At 70.1% G+C, this 16,869-nt stretch carries 17 protein-coding genes, 1 tRNA gene and 1 pseudogene; 1 reads left to right on the forward strand and 18 read right to left on the reverse strand.

The annotated features are described in order from the left end of the window. Positions 1-6: 6 nt before the first annotated feature. The 7 genes and pseudogenes from IEX13_RS07230 to IEX13_RS07260 form a co-directional block, all read right to left on the reverse strand. A complete protein-coding gene (locus IEX13_RS07230) occupies positions 7-729 on the reverse strand; it encodes an NADH-quinone oxidoreductase subunit C (RefSeq protein ID WP_188662597.1) in 723 nt (240 codons plus the stop codon). A gap of 16 nt (positions 730-745) precedes the next feature. Continuing rightward, entirely contained in the window at positions 746-1,300 is a 555-nt protein-coding gene (locus IEX13_RS07235; protein WP_188662598.1) for a NuoB/complex I 20 kDa subunit family protein, read from the reverse strand. After that, the gene (locus IEX13_RS07240; protein ID WP_188662599.1) at positions 1,291-1,647 is read right to left on the reverse strand and encodes an NADH-quinone oxidoreductase subunit A; all 357 of its coding nucleotides are present in this window, start codon (positions 1,645-1,647) and stop codon (positions 1,291-1,293) included. Before IEX13_RS07240 ends, IEX13_RS07235 begins: the two co-directional genes overlap by 10 nt. An 82-nt stretch (positions 1,648-1,729) precedes the next feature. Beyond that, positions 1,730-1,814: transfer RNA gene (locus tag IEX13_RS07245), tRNA-Leu, on the reverse strand. Between the two features lie 54 nt (positions 1,815-1,868). After that, positions 1,869-2,339 carry a preprotein translocase subunit SecG gene (secG, locus tag IEX13_RS07250; RefSeq protein ID WP_188662600.1) on the reverse strand — a complete coding sequence of 157 codons (471 nt, stop codon included), beginning with the start codon at positions 2,337-2,339 and terminating at the stop codon, positions 1,869-1,871. Between the two features lie 9 nt (positions 2,340-2,348). Beyond that, positions 2,349-3,101 (reverse strand): triose-phosphate isomerase, encoded by a 753-nt coding sequence (gene tpiA, locus IEX13_RS07255; protein WP_188662601.1) that lies wholly within the window; start codon positions 3,099-3,101, stop codon positions 2,349-2,351. 43 nt (positions 3,102-3,144) lie between these two features. Continuing rightward, positions 3,145-3,300, reverse strand: a pseudogene (locus tag IEX13_RS07260) (globin family protein); the annotation flags it as partial. 139 nt (positions 3,301-3,439) lie between these two features. Here IEX13_RS07260 and IEX13_RS07265 point away from each other — a divergent pair. Further along, positions 3,440-4,240: an SDR family NAD(P)-dependent oxidoreductase gene (locus IEX13_RS07265; protein ID WP_188662605.1), complete on the forward strand. Its 801-nt coding sequence runs from the start codon at positions 3,440-3,442 to the stop codon at positions 4,238-4,240. A 109-nt stretch (positions 4,241-4,349) separates the two neighbouring features. On the opposite strand, the gene IEX13_RS07270 is transcribed toward IEX13_RS07265, so the two are convergent. From IEX13_RS07270 to prmB, 11 genes are all read right to left on the reverse strand, one after another. Continuing rightward, positions 4,350-5,288 (reverse strand): isopenicillin N synthase family dioxygenase, encoded by a 939-nt coding sequence (locus IEX13_RS07270; RefSeq protein ID WP_188662606.1) that lies wholly within the window; start codon positions 5,286-5,288, stop codon positions 4,350-4,352. Between the two features lie 82 nt (positions 5,289-5,370). Further along, positions 5,371-6,714 (reverse strand): phosphoglucosamine mutase, encoded by a 1,344-nt coding sequence (gene glmM, locus IEX13_RS07275; RefSeq protein ID WP_188662608.1) that lies wholly within the window; start codon positions 6,712-6,714, stop codon positions 5,371-5,373. 7 nt (positions 6,715-6,721) lie between these two features. Beyond that, positions 6,722-7,615, reverse strand: a complete 894-nt coding sequence (gene accD, locus IEX13_RS07280) for an acetyl-CoA carboxylase, carboxyltransferase subunit beta (RefSeq protein ID WP_188662610.1) — start codon at positions 7,613-7,615, stop codon at positions 6,722-6,724. A gap of 77 nt (positions 7,616-7,692) precedes the next feature. Beyond that, positions 7,693-8,499, reverse strand: coding sequence for a tryptophan synthase subunit alpha (gene trpA / locus IEX13_RS07285; RefSeq protein WP_425489035.1), 807 nt, complete (start codon positions 8,497-8,499; stop codon positions 7,693-7,695). Further along, on the reverse strand, positions 8,496-9,716 hold the full coding sequence (trpB, locus tag IEX13_RS07290) for a tryptophan synthase subunit beta (protein WP_188663068.1): 1,221 nt from the start codon (positions 9,714-9,716) through the stop codon (positions 8,496-8,498). The genes trpA and trpB overlap by 4 nt, the downstream gene beginning before the upstream one ends. 1 nt (position 9,717) lies before the next feature. Beyond that, positions 9,718-10,353, reverse strand: a complete 636-nt coding sequence (locus IEX13_RS07295; protein ID WP_188662612.1) for a phosphoribosylanthranilate isomerase — start codon at positions 10,351-10,353, stop codon at positions 9,718-9,720. Between the two features lie 44 nt (positions 10,354-10,397). Further along, positions 10,398-11,174: a tRNA pseudouridine(38-40) synthase TruA gene (truA, locus tag IEX13_RS07300; protein WP_188662614.1), complete on the reverse strand. Its 777-nt coding sequence runs from the start codon at positions 11,172-11,174 to the stop codon at positions 10,398-10,400. A 4-nt stretch (positions 11,175-11,178) separates the two neighbouring features. Further along, a complete protein-coding gene (locus IEX13_RS07305) occupies positions 11,179-13,650 on the reverse strand; it encodes a motility hub landmark protein FimV (RefSeq protein WP_188662616.1) in 2,472 nt (823 codons plus the stop codon). A gap of 79 nt (positions 13,651-13,729) precedes the next feature. Further along, a complete protein-coding gene (locus tag IEX13_RS07310) occupies positions 13,730-14,752 on the reverse strand; it encodes an aspartate-semialdehyde dehydrogenase (protein ID WP_188662618.1) in 1,023 nt (340 codons plus the stop codon). A 30-nt stretch (positions 14,753-14,782) separates the two neighbouring features. Further along, a complete protein-coding gene (gene aroC, locus IEX13_RS07315) occupies positions 14,783-15,877 on the reverse strand; it encodes a chorismate synthase (RefSeq protein WP_188662620.1) in 1,095 nt (364 codons plus the stop codon). A gap of 6 nt (positions 15,878-15,883) precedes the next feature. Then, complete coding sequence (gene prmB, locus IEX13_RS07320; protein ID WP_188662622.1) at positions 15,884-16,804, reverse strand: 50S ribosomal protein L3 N(5)-glutamine methyltransferase; 921 nt, start codon at positions 16,802-16,804, stop codon at positions 15,884-15,886. Positions 16,805-16,869 lie beyond the last annotated feature (65 nt).

The raw sequence follows: 16,869 nt of genomic DNA on the forward strand, positions 1-16,869 counted from the left end.
GGCCGGTCAGTCCTTGCTCGGCTGCTCGGAAGCGGCCTGCTGCCAGCGCGAGTCTTCGCGCACCACGCGCGGCACGAGCACGCGCGGCTCGATCGAAACGGGTTCGTAGACCACGCGCTTGCGTTCGGCGTCGTAGCGGACCTCGACGTTGCCGATCAGCGGGAAGTCCTTGCGGAACGGATGCCCGACGAAACCGTAGTCGGTCAGGATGCGACGCAGGTCCGGGTGGCCTTCGAAGATGATGCCGAACAGGTCGAAGCACTCGCGCTCGAACCAGTTCGCGACCGGCCAGACCTCGACCAGCGACGGCACCACCGGCAGGCTGTTGTCGGCGGCGAAGCAGCGCAGGCGCAGGCGGCGGTTGTGGCGCACCGACTGCAGGTGCACGACCGTGGCGAAACGGCGCTCGGGGCCATTGCCGCGCGGGCGGTGTTCCCAGTCGAAGCGGCCCGGGCCGGCGGCGCCTTCGACGCCGCGCGAGAAACCTTCGGAGGACACGTCGTCGGTGTCCCATTCGTCATCGCCGTAGCCGAGGTAGTCGACGCCGCACAGGTCGATGAGCTGCTCGAACGCCAGATCGGGGTCGTCGCGCAGGATGCGCGCCGCCGCGTCCCAGGCCTCGGGCACGATTTCGACCGTCGTTTCGCCCAGCGCCTCGTGCACGGACACAAGCTTGTCCTGCAGGCGCGCCCTGAGGCGCTCGATGAAGCTCGTGTTCGGTTCGACCATGGCGTCTGCTGGGTCCTTAGCGGGCGATGGTGTTGGTTCGGCGGATCTTCTTCTGCAGCTGCAGGATGCCGTAGATCAGCGCTTCGGCAGTCGGCGGGCAGCCCGGCACGTAGACGTCCACCGGCACCACGCGGTCGCAGCCGCGCACCACCGAATACGAATAATGGTAATAACCGCCGCCGTTGGCGCAGCTGCCCATCGAGATGACCCACTTGGGCTCGGGCATCTGGTCGTAGACCTTGCGCAGCGCCGGGGCCATCTTGTTGACCAGGGTGCCGGCGACGATCATGACGTCGGACTGGCGCGGCGACGGGCGGAAGATGACGCCGTAGCGGTCGAGGTCAAGGCGGGAGGCGCCGGCGTGCATCATCTCGACGGCGCAGCAGGCCAGGCCGAAGGTCATCGGCCACATCGAACCGGTGCGCGCCCAGTTGACCAGCGTGTCCACCGAGGTGGTGACGAAACCGCGCTCGAGCAGCGGGTTGTCGCCTTCGGGGCGCAGGATGTCATCCACCCGCCCTTCCGGGATCGGGTTGTGCATCACGTTCGAAACGGACTGGATCACTCCCATTCGAGCGCTCCCTTCTTCCAGACGTAAACGAAGCCAAGCACCAGCAGGCCGATGAAGATGCCCATTTCGGTGAGGCCGACGATGCCGAGGTTGCGGAAGTTGACCGCCCACGGGAAGACGAACGCGATTTCCAGGTCGAAGATGATGAACTGGATGGCGATCAGGTAATAACGCACGTCGAACTGCATGCGCGCGTCTTCGAAGGCTTCGAAGCCGCACTCGTAGGGCGAGAGTTTCTCGGCGTCCGGGCGCCTGGGACCCAGGGCCCAGCCGGCGATCAGCAGGACGATGCCCAGGCCGGTCGAGACGAAGAGGAACAGAAGGATCGGCAGATATTCGCCCAACACGCGCGCTTCCTCACCTTGGCGCCCTTGGGCGCGTCAGGGCCGCCGCTCCAGTCATTGCCGGGCGGCAGCCCGTTGATTCAATTGGTGCCCAAGAGGGGACTCGAACCCCTACGACTCTCGTCGCTACCACCTCAAGGTAGTGCGTCTACCAATTCCGCCACCTGGGCAGGTGTGCCTTCGCTCCGGCGACCGGATCGAAGGCCGAAGATTGTACCAGCGGATCAGTCGCCGCGGGTGTTTTCCGCGTCGTCGCCGGCCGCCGGCTCGGCGGCTTCGGCTTCGGCCGGTGCCGCGTCCGCGGCCGCCGGAGCGGCATCGCTGGCCGCGGGCACCGACGCATCGGGCGGCAGGTCGCTGGCAGGTACTTCGCTGGCCGGCAGTTCGCCCGCCGGTGCCGCCGCGGCCGGGACGTCGGACATGGCGCCGATGTCTTCCATCGGTTCGGCCGTCGGGCGGCCGCCGTGGGTGGCGTACCAAGCCATGCCCAGGCTCAGGGCGAAAAAGAGCACGGCCAGCCACTTGGTGGCGGTGGACAGGAAATTGGACGACCCGCGCGCACCGAAGACGGTGGCCGACGCGCCCGCGCCGAAGCCCGAGCCCGCGGCGGCGCCGGAGCCGCGCTGCATGAGGATGAGCACGATCATGGCGATCGCGACCAGCACGTAGATGACACTGACGATGGTGAGCAGCATGTTCTTCCGTTACCTCGCCGCCGCGGCGGCGATTGCCAGGAAATCCTGGGCCACGAGGGACGCGCCCCCGATCAGGCCGCCATCGACGTCGGGCTGCGAGAACAGCTCGGCCGCGTTGGCGGGCTTGACGCTGCCACCATAAAGGATGGGCAGCGAGCCGGCGATTCTAGCATCGTGGGCCGCCAGTTCGCCACGGATGAAGGCGTGGACCTCCTGGGCCTGCTCCTTGGAGGCCGTGCGGCCGGTGCCAATGGCCCAGACCGGCTCGTAGGCCAGCACGGCGCCCTCGAAGGCGGCGATGCCGGCCAGGTCGACCACCGGGGCCAGCTGTTTTTCCAGCGCGTACTCGGTATGGCCGGCCTCGCGCTGATTCAGGGTTTCGCCCACGCACAGCACCGGCACCAGGCCGGCCTTGCGGGCGGCGACGAACTTCTCGGCCACGTCCTGCGGGCTTTCGCCGTGGTACTGGCGGCGCTCGGAGTGGCCCACCAGCACGTAGCGGGCGCCGACGTCGCGCAGCATGGCGCCGGAGATTTCGCCGGTATAGGCACCCTGCTCGTTCACGCCCAGGTCCTGGGCACCAAAGGCCAGGCCGGCATCGTGGTACTGCATGGCCAGTTCGCCCAGGTAGGGCACGGGGGGCATCACCACCAGCTCGACGCCCGGGGCCCGCGGCGCGGCCACCACCGCGTCAAGCAGTTCCCTGGCGAAGCTGCGGCTGCCGTTCAACTTCCAGTTGCCGGCGACGATCCTGGGGCGCATGCGCTATCTCCTGCGGACAAGACCGCCAGTTTAACGCGCCCGGTCAGGGGCTGACGATGTCCCCGTGCATGGGCGCCAGCCGGGCCAACAGCCGGTTCTGGGCCGCGCGCGGGATGCCGCGGGCCTCCATCGCGTCCACCAGGTCTTCGACCAGGGCGTTGAAGTCCGCCTCGGTGATGCCCAGCCCGGCGTGCGATTCGGCCATGCCGCGGCCCGTCGTGCGCGCGCTGCCTTGCCAGTGATCATGCGGCCCCCTGTGGCCCGTCGCCCTGGGCGTACGGCCACGATTAGCGCGCAGGCGGGGTGATAATGGCGCGAAACCACCCGGAGCCCGCCCCATGCCGACATCCCTGCCCCACGCCCTGGTCACGGGCGCCTCCAGCGGCATCGGTGCCGACATCGCGCGCGAATACGCCCGCCGCGGCAAGCCGCTGGTGCTGACCGCGCGCCGGGCCGAGCGGCTCGAAGCGCTGGCGGCGGAGCTGTCCGCCCAGGTGCCCTGCGTGGTGCTGGCCGCCGACCTGGCCGACCCGGCGGCGCCGGCGGCGCTGTTCGCGCAGACCCAGGCCCGCGGCCTGTTCGTGGACACGCTGGTCAACAACGCCGGCTTCGGCGTGCCCGGGCGCTACCTGAGCGTGGACTGGAAAACCCACGCCGATTCGATCCAGGTCCTGATGACGGCGGTGGCGCACCTGACCCACCTCTACCTGCCCGCGATGGAAGCGGCCGGGCGCGGGCGGATCCTCAACGTGGCGTCGCTGGCCGGCCTGGTGCCCTCGTCGGCCGGGCACACGCTCTACGGCGCCAGCAAGGCCTGGCTGATCCGTTTTTCGGAAACGCTCGACCAGGAGTCACGCAGCCGCGGGGTGTACGTGACCGCCCTGTGCCCGGGCATGACCTACACCGAGTTCCACGACGTCAACGGCATGCGCGACAAGGTTTCCAAGCTGCCCAAGGGCATCTGGCTGACCAGCGCCGAAGTCGCCCGCCTGGGCGTGGACGCGGTGGAATCGGGCCGCGCCCGCATCGTCACCGGCCGCTCGAACAAGCTCATCGCCGGCCTGTCGAAGTACCTGCCCGACCGCCTGGCCCGCGCATTGCTGGCCGCCAAGGCCAAGGATTTCCGCGACGCGGACTGAAAGCTGAGCCCCCTTGGCAAGCGGGCGCGCCGAAGGCGCGGGGATCGGAAGAACACTCACGGGGCCCGCGTTTTGCGCAGCAAAGCGTGGGAGCTGGCCTGAGTTCCACTCAGACCAGCTTGATCTCGCGCAGCCGCTCCATCAGGTATTCGTGGCCGGTGATCGGCTCCGGGTAGCGGTCCGGGTTGTCCGCGCTGATGCACTGGGGCAGCGTCTTGATCAGGAAGTCAGGGTTCGGGTGCAGGAAGTACGGGGTGGAGTAGCGCGGCTTGCGCGCCTCGTCGCCCGGCGGGTTCACCACGCGGTGCGTCGTCGACGGGTACACGTGGTTGGTAAGGCGCTGCAGCATGTCGCCGATGTTCACCACGATGGTGTCCTGGTCGGCCGTGAACGGCACCCACTCGCCCTTGCGCGACAGCACTTCCAGGCCGGCGGCGCTGGCGCCCACCAGCAGGGTGATGAAGTTGATGTCCTCGTGCGCACCGGCGCGCACGTTGGGCACGTCGGGCGCGGTGATCGGCGGGTAGTGGATCGGGCGCAGGATCGAGTTGCCGAAGTTGGTCTTGTCGGCGAACCAGTCCTGCGGCAGGCCGATGTGCAGGGCCAGCGCGCTGAGCACGCGCGAACCAAGCTGGTCGAGCGCCGTATACAGGCCGTAGGCCACTTCCCTGAACTCCGGGATTTCCCCCGGCCACAGGTTCGGCGGCATCACGTCGGCGTACTTCGAATCGCGCGGGATCTCGCGGCCGACGTGCCAGAACTCCTTTAGGTCGAAGTGCGTCGCGCCCTTGGCGGTTTCGATGCCGAACGGCGTGTAGCCGCGGGCGCCGCCGCTGCCGGGCACGTGGTACTTGCGCTTGGTCTCTTCGGGCAAGGCGAAAAAACGCTGGAAAACGTCGTAGGCCCGGTCGATCTGCGCCTGCGCAATGCCGTGGTTGCGGATGCCGGCGAAACCCCATTCGCGGTAGGCGGCGCCGAGCTCGGCCACGAAGGCGTCGCGGTCGGTGTCAAAACGCTGGATGTCGAGGGTCGGAATGCGGGCGGTCACGGCGGGGTCCAGTGGGGTTGGAAGGGGCAAGTCTAGGCCAGGCGGAGTGCAAGCTTCCTTGACGCCGCTCAAGCCCGGCGGTTCAGGTCGCGGCGCGCACCACGTCGGCCAGGCGGTCGAGCACCTGGCGCATCAGGGCGGCGTCGTCGGCCTCGACCGTGACGCGCACCACCGGTTCGGTGCCCGAGGCACGCAGCACCAGGCGGCCGCGGCCGGACAGGGCCTTTTCGGCCTCGTCCCTTGCCGCCTGCACCGCCGGCTGGTCCAGGGGCTTGGCGCCGGCTGCGATGCGCACGTTGACCGTCTGCTGCGGCAGCGGCTGGTAGTCGGACAGGGCCTGTTCCAGCGACCGCCCCTGCCGGCGCAGCGACTCGAGCACCTGCAGGGCGCTGACCAGGGCGTCACCGGTGCTGGCCCGGTCCAGGCACAGCAGGTGGCCCGAAGCTTCGCCGCCGAGCACGCCCCCGTTTTCGACCAGGCCCCGGTGCACGAAGCGGTCACCGACCCGGGCCCGGATGAAACCGATGCCGTGGCCGGCCAGGCCACGTTCCATCGCGTAGTTGGTCATCAGGGTGCCGACCACCGGGCCCGCCAGGCGGCCGCTGGCCTGCCAGTCGCGCGCCAGCAGGTAGATGAGGCCGTCGCCGTCGACCAGCTGGCCGCGCCCGTCCACCATCAGCACCCGATCGCCGTCGCCGTCGAAGGCGATGCCCAGGTCCGCGCCGGTGTCGCGCACGCGCGCCATAAGCGCCTCGGGGTGGGTGGAGCCCACGCCGTTGTTGATGTTCAGGCCGTCGGGCTCGACGCCCAGGGTGTCCACCACCGCGCCCAGTTCTTCGAACACGCGCGGCGCCACCTGGTAGGTCGCGCCGTGCGCACAGTCGACCACCAGGCGCATGCCGGCGAGGCTGAAGTCCTCGGGCACCGTGGTCTTGCAGAACTCGGCGTAGCGCGCCAGCGCGTCGTCCACCCGCTGGGCCTTGCCCAGGCGTTCGGAGGACACGGTCCGGAAGGGCTTGTCGATCTCGGCTTCGATCGCCGCCTCGACCGCGTCGGGCAGTTTTTCGCCCTGGGCCGAGAAGAACTTGATGCCGTTGTCGTGGTGCGGATTGTGCGAGGCGCTGATGACGATGCCGGCGTCGGCGCGCAGCGAGCGCGTCAGGTAGGCCACCGCCGGGGTCGGCATGGGGCCGAGCATGCGCACGTCGGCGCCGGCGGCGACCAGTCCGGCCTCGAGCGCCGATTCGAACATGTAGCCGGAAATGCGGGTGTCCTTGCCGATGACCACCACCGCGTGTTCCCGGCCTTCGCCGGCCAGCACGCGGCCGGCGGCGGCGCCCAGGCGCAGCATGAAGTCGGCGGAGATCGGAAACTCGCCGACCCGCCCGCGGATGCCATCGGTGCCGAAATACTTGCGATCGCCCATGCCCGCCTCAGGCCGTCTCGGCCGCGGCGGCCGGGTCGGGCGCCGGCGCCGGCTGGCGCATCATCAGCGCCAACAGCGCCGAGAGCTTTTCGCGCATCTGCCGGCGATCGACGATCAGGTCGATGGCGCCGTGCTCGACCAGGAACTCCGAGCGCTGGAAGCCCTCGGGCAGGGTCTCGCGCACGGTCTGCTCGATGACGCGCGGGCCGGCGAAACCGATCAGCGCATGCGGCTCGGCCACGTTGATGTCGCCCAGCATGCCCAGCGAAGCCGACACGCCGCCGGTGGTCGGGTGGGTAAGCACCGAGACGAAAGGCAGGCCCCTGGCGCGCAGGCGGCCCAGTGCGGCCGAGGTCTTGGCCATCTGCATCAGCGAGAACAGGCCTTCCTGCATGCGGGCGCCGCCGGTGGCCGAAAAACACACCAGCGGGCAGCCGATCTCGGCCGCGCGCTCGGCGGCCAGGGCGAAACGTTCCCCCACCACCGAACCCATCGAGCCGCCCATGAAGCGGAATTCGAACGCCGCCACGCATACCGGCCGGCCCTTGAGCTGGCCCTGCACGGCGACCAGGGCGTCGCGTTCACCGACGTTCTTCTGGGCCGCCTTGATGCGGTCGGCGTACTTCTTCTGGTCCTTGAAGTGCAGAGCGTCCACCGGGCCCAGCGTGGCGCCGATTTCTTCGCCGCTGTCGTCGTCGAGCAGGGCCACCAGGCGCTCGCGGGCGCCGATGGCCATGTGGTGCGAGCACTTGGGGCAGACGCGCAGGTTCTTTTCCAGCTCGGGGCCGTACAGGGCCGCGCCGCACTTGTCGCACTTTTCCCACAAGCCCTCGGGCACGCCGCGCTTGCCGTTGCCCTGGGTGCGGATGCGCGAGGGCATGAGTTTGGTCAGCCAGCTCATTGGTCCACCGGTGTGTTTCTGGGCCGGGCAGTTTATCCCGAAAGGCCGGGCCCCGGCCCCTGCCCCGCCCCGGCCGCTCAGCCGGCGTCCAGCGCCTCGCGCAGCGGGGCGAGGAAGGCCTGGGCGCGGGCCGCAGCGTCTTCCGGGCCCTTGGCGTCCACCAGGGCGTCGACCAGGGCGCTGCCGACCACCACGCCGTCCGCGGCGGGAGCCAGTGCGGCGGCCGAGGCCGCATCGCGGATGCCGAAGCCCACCAGCACCGGCACCTTGGCGCGGGCGCGCAGGTCGCCGGCCCGCTGGCGCACGTCGGCGACGTCGAGCTGGCTGCCGCCGGTGACCCCGGCGAAGGACACGTAGTACAGGTAACCCTGCGACTCCGAGGCCAGGCGCGCCAGGCGTTCTTCGGTGGTGGTGGGCGCGGCCAGCGAAATCAGGTCCAGCCCGGCGGCGTTGAAGGCCGCGCGATCGGGGCCGGCTTCTTCGGGCGGCAGGTCCACCAGCAGCACGCCGTCCACGCCGGCGGCGGCGGCGTCGCGGGCGAAGGCATCCGCGCCCAGTATTTCGATGGGATTGAGGTAGCCCATCAGCACCACGGGCGTGTGGGCGTCGCTTTCCCGGAAGCTGGCCACGCAGCGCAGCACGTAGCGCAGGCCGGCGCCGCGTTCGATTGCACGTTCGGAGCTGCGCTGGATGGACGGGCCGTCGGCCATGGGGTCGGAAAACGGCACGCCCAGCTCGATCACGTCGGCCCCGGCGCGCACCAGCGCATGCATCACCGGCACCGTGGCCTCCAGCGAGGGGTCGCCGGCAGTGATGAACGGGACAAGGGCCTTGCGATTGTTTCTTGCCAGCGTTTCGAACTTCAGTCGGATGCGTTCGCTCACAGTTCGATGCCCTCGCGCTTGGCGATGGTGAAGATGTCCTTGTCGCCGCGTCCGGACAGGTTGCAGAGCACCAGCGCGTCCTTGGGCAGGTCGCGGGCGAGTTTCATGGCCTGGGCGATGGCGTGGCTGGATTCGAGCGCGGCCAGGATGCCTTCCTTGCGCGCCAGCAGGTGGAAGGCTTGCATGGCTTCGTCGTCGGTGACGCCCACGTAGTCCGCGCGGCCGCTGTCCTTGAGGAAGGCGTGCTCGGGCCCGACGCCCGGGTAATCGAGGCCGGCGGAGATGGAGTGGGTTTCGATGATCTGGCCGTCGTCGTCGCAGATGACGTAGGTACGGTTGCCGTGCAGCACGCCCGGCCGGCCCGCGACCAGCGACGCCGCGTGGCGGCCCGTTTCGACGCCGTCGCCCGCAGCCTCGGCGCCGACCAGGCGCACGCCGCGGTCGTTGAGGAAGGCGTGGAAGATGCCGATGGCGTTGCTGCCGCCGCCCACGCAGGCGGTGACGGCGTCGGGCAGGCGGCCGTAATCGGCCAGCATCTGCCCCCTCGCCTCGTGGCCGACCACGGCATTGAAGTCGCGCACCAGCTTCGGGTACGGGTGCGGGCCCGCCACGGTGCCGATGATGTAGAACGTGTCGCGCACGTTGGTGACCCAGTCGCGCATGGCTTCGTTGAGCGCGTCCTTGAGGGTCTTGCTGCCCGAAGTGACCGGCACCACGGTCGCACCCAGCAGCTTCATGCGGAATACGTTGGGCGCCTGTCGTTCGACGTCGGTGGCGCCCATGTAGACCACGCATTCCAGGCCCAGGCGCGCGGCCACGGTGGCGCTGGCGACGCCGTGCTGGCCGGCGCCGGTTTCGGCGATGATCCGGGTCTTGCCCATGCGGCGGGCCAGCATGGCCTGGCCGATGGTGTTGTTGATCTTGTGCGCGCCGGTGTGGTTCAGGTCCTCGCGCTTGAGCAGGATGCGCGCGCCGCCCACGTGTTCGGACAGGCGCCGGGCCTCGTAGATCGGGCTGGGCCGGCCGACGTAGTGTTTGTATTCGTGCTCGAGTTCGGCCTGGAACGCCGGGTCGGACCGTGCCGCGTCATAGGCGGCTTCAAGCTCGCGCAGCGGTTCGACCAGGGTTTCGGAGACGAACACGCCGCCGTAGCGGCCGAAGTGGCCGGCGGCATCCGGGAACACGTTGAAATCGGCGATTTCCGACGCCTGCGGGATGTCATCCTTGGACACTGCGGTCTGCACGTTTCACCTCTTCCACGAATTGCTGCATGCGCCCGCCATCCTTGATGCCGGGCGCGCTTTCGATGCCACTGGACACATCCACGGCGAACGGGCGCGCGGTGCGCACCGCCTCGCCGACATTGGCCGGCTGCAGCCCCCCGGCCAGGAATACCGGCTTGCCGAGCGGGGGCACGCAGGACCAGTCGAAGCGCTCGCCGCTGCCACCGGGCTTGCCGGGGGCATGGCCGTCGAGCAGGAAGGCACTGGCCGAAGGGTAGCGTTTCCGCTGCGCCGCCGCATCGCCCGCTTGCCCGCCCATGGCCAGCACCTTCACGAACGGCAGGCCGAAGCCGCGGCAGAAGGCGTCGCTTTCGCTGCCGTGGAACTGCAGCAGGTCGGGTTTGAGCTGGCGCACCAGGGCCTCGACCTCGCTGCCCGGGTTGTCCATGAACAGGGCCACGGCATGCACCAGCGGCGGGATCGCCTGGCGCAGCGGTTCGGCGCGGGCGGCATCCAGGCAGCGCGGGCTGCCCGGCGCAAACACCAGGCCGATGGCGTCCACGCCCAGTTCGACGGCCAGGCGGACGTCACCGGGGCGGGTCATGCCGCAGAATTTGATCCGGGTGTGCATGCACGCATTGTAGGCCGTACGCGTGTGCGTACCGTGCAGGTGGCTCAATCGCCGTCGAAGGCCACGTCTTCGGGCAAGGCCCAGCGCCTCGGATAACGCGGGCCCAGGAAAACCAGCCCGTTCGACGGCGCCGTCGGGCCGGCGACGGTGCGGTCACCGCCGGCCAGCACCTGCGCCACCCAGGCCGCGGGTTGTTCGCCCCGGCCCACCAGCAGCAGGCTGCCGACGAAGTTGCGCACCATGTGGTGCAGGAAGGCGTTGGCCTGTACTTCGATGACCACGTGTTCGCCATCGCGCCGCACCGAGATGTGATGCACGTTGCGGCGCGCGTGCCTGGCCTGACAGTGCACGGTGCGGAAGGCGCTGAAATCGTGCTCGCCGACCAGCGCCTGGGCGGCGCGGTGCATGGCATCGGCGTCCAGCGGGTGCCGTTCCCAGGTCAGGTAATCGCGGAACATGGCCGGCCGCACCCGGCGGTTGAGCACCGTATAGCGGTAGCGGCGGGCGCGCGCGGCGTAGCGGGCGTGGAAGTCCGGGTCCACCGGCTGGCACCACAGGATGCTTACGCCCGGCGGCAGCCGGCTGTTGCCGCCCTGGCGCAGCGCGTAGGGCGTGCGGTCGGCCTTTGTGTCGAAATGCACCACCTGGCAGCGGGCATGCACGCCGCTGTCGGTGCGGCCGGCGCAGACCACGTCCAGCGGGTGGTCGACGACGAAGCCCAGGGCCTTTTCGACCGCGCCCTGCACGGTCGCGCCCTCGGCCAGCCGCTGCCAGCCGAGGAAACCGGAACCGTCGTATTCGATGCCCGCCGCGTAGCGCACCGGGTCAGCCGATCTCCCGCAGCAGGCGTTCGGCTTCGGCGCGCACGGCCGGGCTGCCTTCGGCGACCACTTCCTCGAGCATGCCGCGGGCGCCATCGACGTCACCGATGTCGAGGTAGGCCTTGGCCAGTTCGATCTTGGTGGCGCTAGCATCGTCGTCGGCGCTGGCGACGGCGTCGGCCATCGGCACGTCGGCGCCGGCGTCGTCGCCCTGGGCGTCGGGATCAAGCAGCTCGAAGCCATCCCCGGCCGCGGCCGGGGATTCGGACGCCGGCTCGAACTGCAGTTCCGACGCGTCGTCGGCGGCCCCGGACGAATCCGAAACCAGGTCCGGCAGGTCCGCATGCGGCAGGCTTTCCCAGTCTTCGGCGGTGTCCTGGGCCGGCGCGGGCGCAGCGGCCAGGGCCGCCAGGTCGGCCAGGTCTTCGTCGGCCGGTGGCGCCGGCGGCGCCGGCTGGGCCGCGGCCGCCGGGCTGGAAGGCATGACGCCGGTGTCGCCGAAGCGCGGGGTGTTCCAGCCAGCCTGGCTGAACAGCGGATTGCCCGGGGCCAGCGCCACGCCCATCACCACCGCTTCGCGCCAGCGCGGGTCCAGGGTGCTGCGGACATGCAGGCGCATGGCCTGTGCGGCGATCTCGAAGGCTTGCCGGTCGCGCTGCTTGTGCAGGTGGCGCAGCAGGCTGATGTGGGCTTCCAGGTCGGTCGGCTGCTCACCGACGGCGGCCTGCAGGCGGTCGCGTTCGGCGTCGGCCGGGCTCTCTTCGATTGCGTCTTCGTCCTCGTCCCCGGCCTCGACCACGGCGCTCGCCGCGGCGGTACGCGCGCCCGGCAGGCTGGCCTTGAGCGCATCGTCGTCGGAAATCCGGCGCGGCGGCACCGGCAGCGGCGCCGGCTTGCGCTTGCCGCGCAGGGCCAGCACCAGGCCACCGAGCAGCACCAGGCCGGCACCGATCAGCACCATCGGATTGAGGTACCAGGGCGCGGCCGCGGCGGGTTCGCCGGCGGCAGCCGCCGGGTCGGCCAGGCTGTCGGCCGTGGCATCGGGGGCGGCGGCCTCCGGCGCGGGCGCGGCGGCCACGGCCGGCACCGGGCTTTCGCCCTCGGCGGCGGCCAGGCGTTCCTGCAGGGCCTTAAGCTGGCTGGACTGCATTTCGATCAGGCGCTGGCTGTCGCCCTGCTGGGCCTCGAGCTCGGTGATGTGCGAACGCAGTTCCTGGATCTCGACTTCACGGGCGGCGAGGTCTTCCTTGGCCTGGGTGATTTCAGCGCGCAGTTCTGCGCCGCTTTCCCCGGCGGCCGCGCCCGATTGCACGCCGCGTGCGGCCTGGGCGTCGCCCGTGGGCGGCACGATTTCGAGACGGCCTTCCGGCGCCGGGGCGCTTGCAGGCCGGCCGGTGGACGGCGCCGGGCGGCTGTCGGCCACGGATTCGGCCGGCTGCGGCACGGGGCGGCGGCGGCCCTGCCAGGCTTCGGCCTGGGCGCGCACCAGCTGCGCGGCCTCGGCGGCACCGAGCTGGCGGACTTCTTCGGTGGTCGGGATGCGCAGCACGGCGCCCCGCTTGAGCTGGTTGATGTTGTCGTTGATGAAGGCTTCGGGATTGGCCCGCTGCAGCGCCAGCATCATCTGGTTGACGGTCACCGCGGGGTCGGGCCGGGTGTTGCTGGCGATGGACCACAGGGTCTGGCCGTCGGCGACGGGACCGTAGCGACCCGGGTCGGCCGGCACCGGCGCGGGCGCGGGTGCAGGTGCAGGTGCCGGCTCGGGCTCGGGCGCCGGCTCGGGCTGGGCGGCGACTTCAGGTTCGGGTTCAGGCAGCGGCTCGGGTTCCGGGGCCGGCAGCGGGGCGGGCTCGGGCTCGGGGGCTGCGGCCACGGGTTCCGGCTCGGGCTCGGGCATCGGCGGCGGCGTGGGCTCGGGCAGCGGCTCGGGTTCGTCCGGGATGCGGGCGACCTCGGTGGCCGGCTCCTCCGGCAGGGCGACCGGCTCGGCCGCCGCGGCCGGCGTCGGCGGGGCGCTTACCGCCGGAGCCGGGGCGACCACCGGGGTTTCCAGCGGGCGGATGACGGCCGGCGCGATGTGCGGCGGATCGACCAGGGCGCTGTATTCGCGGACCACGCTGCCGCGGCCCCAGTTGGCCTCGATCAGGAAGGTCAGGAAGGGTTCGTTGAAGCGGTTGGACGTGGTGACGCGGATGACCGGCTGGCCCTGGGCGTTGCGGCCGACTTCCATCTGCAGGTTGGCGGTCAGGCCGACCGGGCGTTCCAGGCCAACCCGGGCGAAGGCCTCGGGCGAGGCCAGGCGGACTTCCAGCTCCTCGAGCTCACCGGGGGCCGCGGACAGGATCGGGATTTCAGCGACCAGGGGCTGGTTCAGGCCTGACTTGACCTCGAGCGCACCCAGGCCCAGGGCATGGGCGGGCGTGGCGCCCAGGGCCAGTGCCAGGGCCAACGGAAGCTGCAGATGCCTGATTTTCACGCGCGGTTTCTCCCCGACTGTGGATGGCGCGACCACTCCCCTGCGGCGGCCCCGACGTCATTGCTGGCGAATATACCGGTCAGGAACGGCTTTTGACCACGAGTTCAGCCAGTTGCACCGCATTGAGGGCCGCGCCCTTGCGGATGTTGTCGGCGACGATCCACAGGTCCAGGCCACGCGGATGCGAGATGTCCTCGCGAATGCGGCCGACGTAAACAGGATCCGTGCCGGCGGCGTGGGTCACCGGCGTCGGATAGCCGCCGGCCTCGCGATCGTCCACGACTTCCACGCCCGGCGCGGCTTCGAGAAGCTCGCGGGCCTCGGCGGCGCCGATCTTGCGCCGGGTTTCCAGGTGCACCGCTTCGGCGTGGCCGAAGAACACCGGCACGCGCACCGCGGTCGGGTTCACCTGGATCGCGTCGTCGCCGAGGATCTTGCGGGTTTCCCAGACCATCTTCATTTCTTCCTTCGTGAATCCGTTGTCGAGGAAGTCGTCGATGTGCGGGATCAGGTTGAAGGCGATCTGCACCGGGAACTTCGCCGGTTCATGCGGCTGGAAGTTGAGCATCGCGGCGGTCTGCCGGCCCAGTTCTTCCATGGCGCTGCGGCCGGCGCCCGACACCGACTGGTAGGTGGCGACGTTGATGCGTTCGATGCCGGCGGCGCGGTGGATCGGCGCCAGTGCGACCAGCATCTGCATGGTCGAACAGTTGGGATTGGCGATGATGCCGCGCGGGCGGTTCTCCACCTGTTCGGGATTCACCTCGGCCACGACCAGGGGCACGTCGTCGTCGTAGCGGAAGGCCGAACTGTTGTCGATGACCACGGCGCCGGCGGCGGCGAACCTGGGCGCGAATTCCTTGGACACCGATCCACCCGCGGAAAACAGCGCGACGTCGATGCCGGCGGGGTCGAAGCCGGCCAGGTCCTCGACCACCAGTTTCTGCGAACCAAAGCTGAACTTTTCACCGGCCGAACGCGCGCTTGCCAGCAAATGCAGCTTGCCGATCGGGAACCGGCGCTCGGCCAGGATCGCCAGCATCGCCTCGCCCACCGCACCGGTGGCGCCAACTACCGCAACGTTGAAAGTCTTGTCGCTCATGGATCATCCGTGGGAAAAATCGGGGGAACGTCAGCCGCCGGGAACCTTCGGCGTGACCGGCGGGACGTCGGCGTTCTGGGCGCGGTGGCGAAGGGCGTGGTCCATCAGCACCAGGGCCAGCATGGCTTCGCAGATGGGCGGCGCGCGAAGGCCCACGCAGGGGTCGTGGCGGCCGGTAGTAACCACCTCCACCGCGGCGCCGCTGCGGTCGACCGTGGCGCCGGGCAGGCGCAGGCTGGAGGTGGGCTTGAAGGCCACCGATACGTCGATTGGCTGGCCGCTGGAAATGCCGCCCAGGATGCCGCCGGCGTGGTTGCTGGCGAAACCCTCGGGCGACATCAGGTCGCGGTGTTCGCTGCCCTTCTGGGTGACGGATGCAAAACCCGCGCCGATCTCCACGCCCTTGACCGCATTGATGGACATCATGGCCGCGGCGATCTCGGCGTCGAGCTTGCCGTAGACCGGCTCGCCCCAACCCGGCGGCACGCCCAGCGCCTGCACGTGCACGCGGGCGCCGGCCGAGTCGCCGGACTTTCGCAGTGCATCCATGAAGGCTTCGAGTTCGGCCACCTGCCCCGCGTCGGGCCAGAAGAAGGGATTGGATTCGACCGCGTCCCAGTCGAAGCGGCCCGGCACCAGGCCGGCCACCTGCGAGACGCAGGCGCGCACCTGCACGCCGAAACGATCGGCCAGCCACTTGCGGGCGATGACGCCGGCCGCCACCCGCATCGTGGTTTCGCGGGCCGAACTGCGCCCGCCGCCGCGCGGGTCGCGGACGCCGTACTTGTGCAGGTAGGTGTAGTCGGCGTGGCCCGGGCGGAACTGGTCGGCGATCTTCGCGTAGTCCTTGCTGCGCGCGTCGGTGTTGCGCACCAGCAGGGCGATCGGCGTGCCGGTGGTCCGGCCTTCGAAGACGCCGCTGAGGATCTCGACCTCGTCGGCCTCGTGGCGCTGCGAGGTGTGGCGGGTCTTGCCGGTGGCGCGGCGCGCCAGGTCGTGGCTGAAGTCTTCCGGCGCCAGCGGGATGCCCGGCGGGCAGCCGTCGACGACGCAGCCGATCGCCGGCCCGTGGCTTTCACCGAAGGTGGTGACCCGAAGCAGGCGGCCGAAGCTGTTGTCGCTCACGTGGGCTCAGGCCCTGCGCGCATCGGCCAGCGCCTTGATGCTGGCGTGGTGGGCCACCAGGTCTTCGCGTTCGACCACGAAGATGCCCATCTGGCCGACCTTGAACTCGACCCAGTTGAAGGGCACGTCCGGCAGCAGCTTCGCCAGCGCCTGCTCGCTTTCGCCCACTTCGCAGATCAGCAGTCCGTGTTGGGAAAGGTGGCGGGGCGCGTCGCGCAGGATTTCCAGCGCCAGGTCCAGGCCGTCGTCGCCGGCGCGCAGGCCCAGTTCGGGCTCGTGCCTGTATTCCGGCGGCAGCGCGTCGGTTTCGGCGTGGGTGACGTAGGGCGGATTGGTGACGATGAGGTCGTAGACCTCGCCGTCGAGGTTGTGGAACAGGTCCGAATGCACCAGGCGCACGTTGTCCGCGTGCAGGCGTTCGACGTTTTCGCGCGCGAGCGCCAGCGCGTCTTCGCTCAGGTCGACGCCGTCCACCTGCCAGTGCGGGTGGTAGTGCGCGGTGGCGATGGCGATGCAGCCCGAACCGGTGCACATGTCCAGCGCGCGCTTGACTTCGCGACCGCCGAGCCAGGGTTCGAAGCCGGCTTCGATCAGTTCGGCGATGGGCGAGCGCGGCACCAGCGCGCGCGCGTCGGACTTGAAGCTCAGGCCGGCGAACCAGGCTTCGCCGGTGAGGTAACAGGCCGGGATGCGTTCGTTGATGCGGCGCGTGAACAGCGACAGGACTTCCTGGCGCTCTTCGGTGGTCAGCCGCGCCTGGCCGTAGGCCGGGCCCAGGTCGTGCGGCAGGTGCAGGGCATGCAGCACCAGCTGGGTGGACTCGTCCAGGGCGTTGTCCATGCTGTGGCCGAAGCTCAGGCCAGCGGCGTTGAAACGGCTGGCGCCGTAGCGGATGAAGTCGATGATGGTGGCAAGTTCCGCCGGCATGTTCTTGAAATCCCTTGCAATGGCGGGAGTATAGCCGCGCCCGGCCTATAATTGCCGGCATCCAC

This window comes from Arenimonas soli, assembly GCF_014643775.1.
GTDB classification, from domain to species: domain Bacteria; phylum Pseudomonadota; class Gammaproteobacteria; order Xanthomonadales; family Xanthomonadaceae; genus Arenimonas; species Arenimonas soli.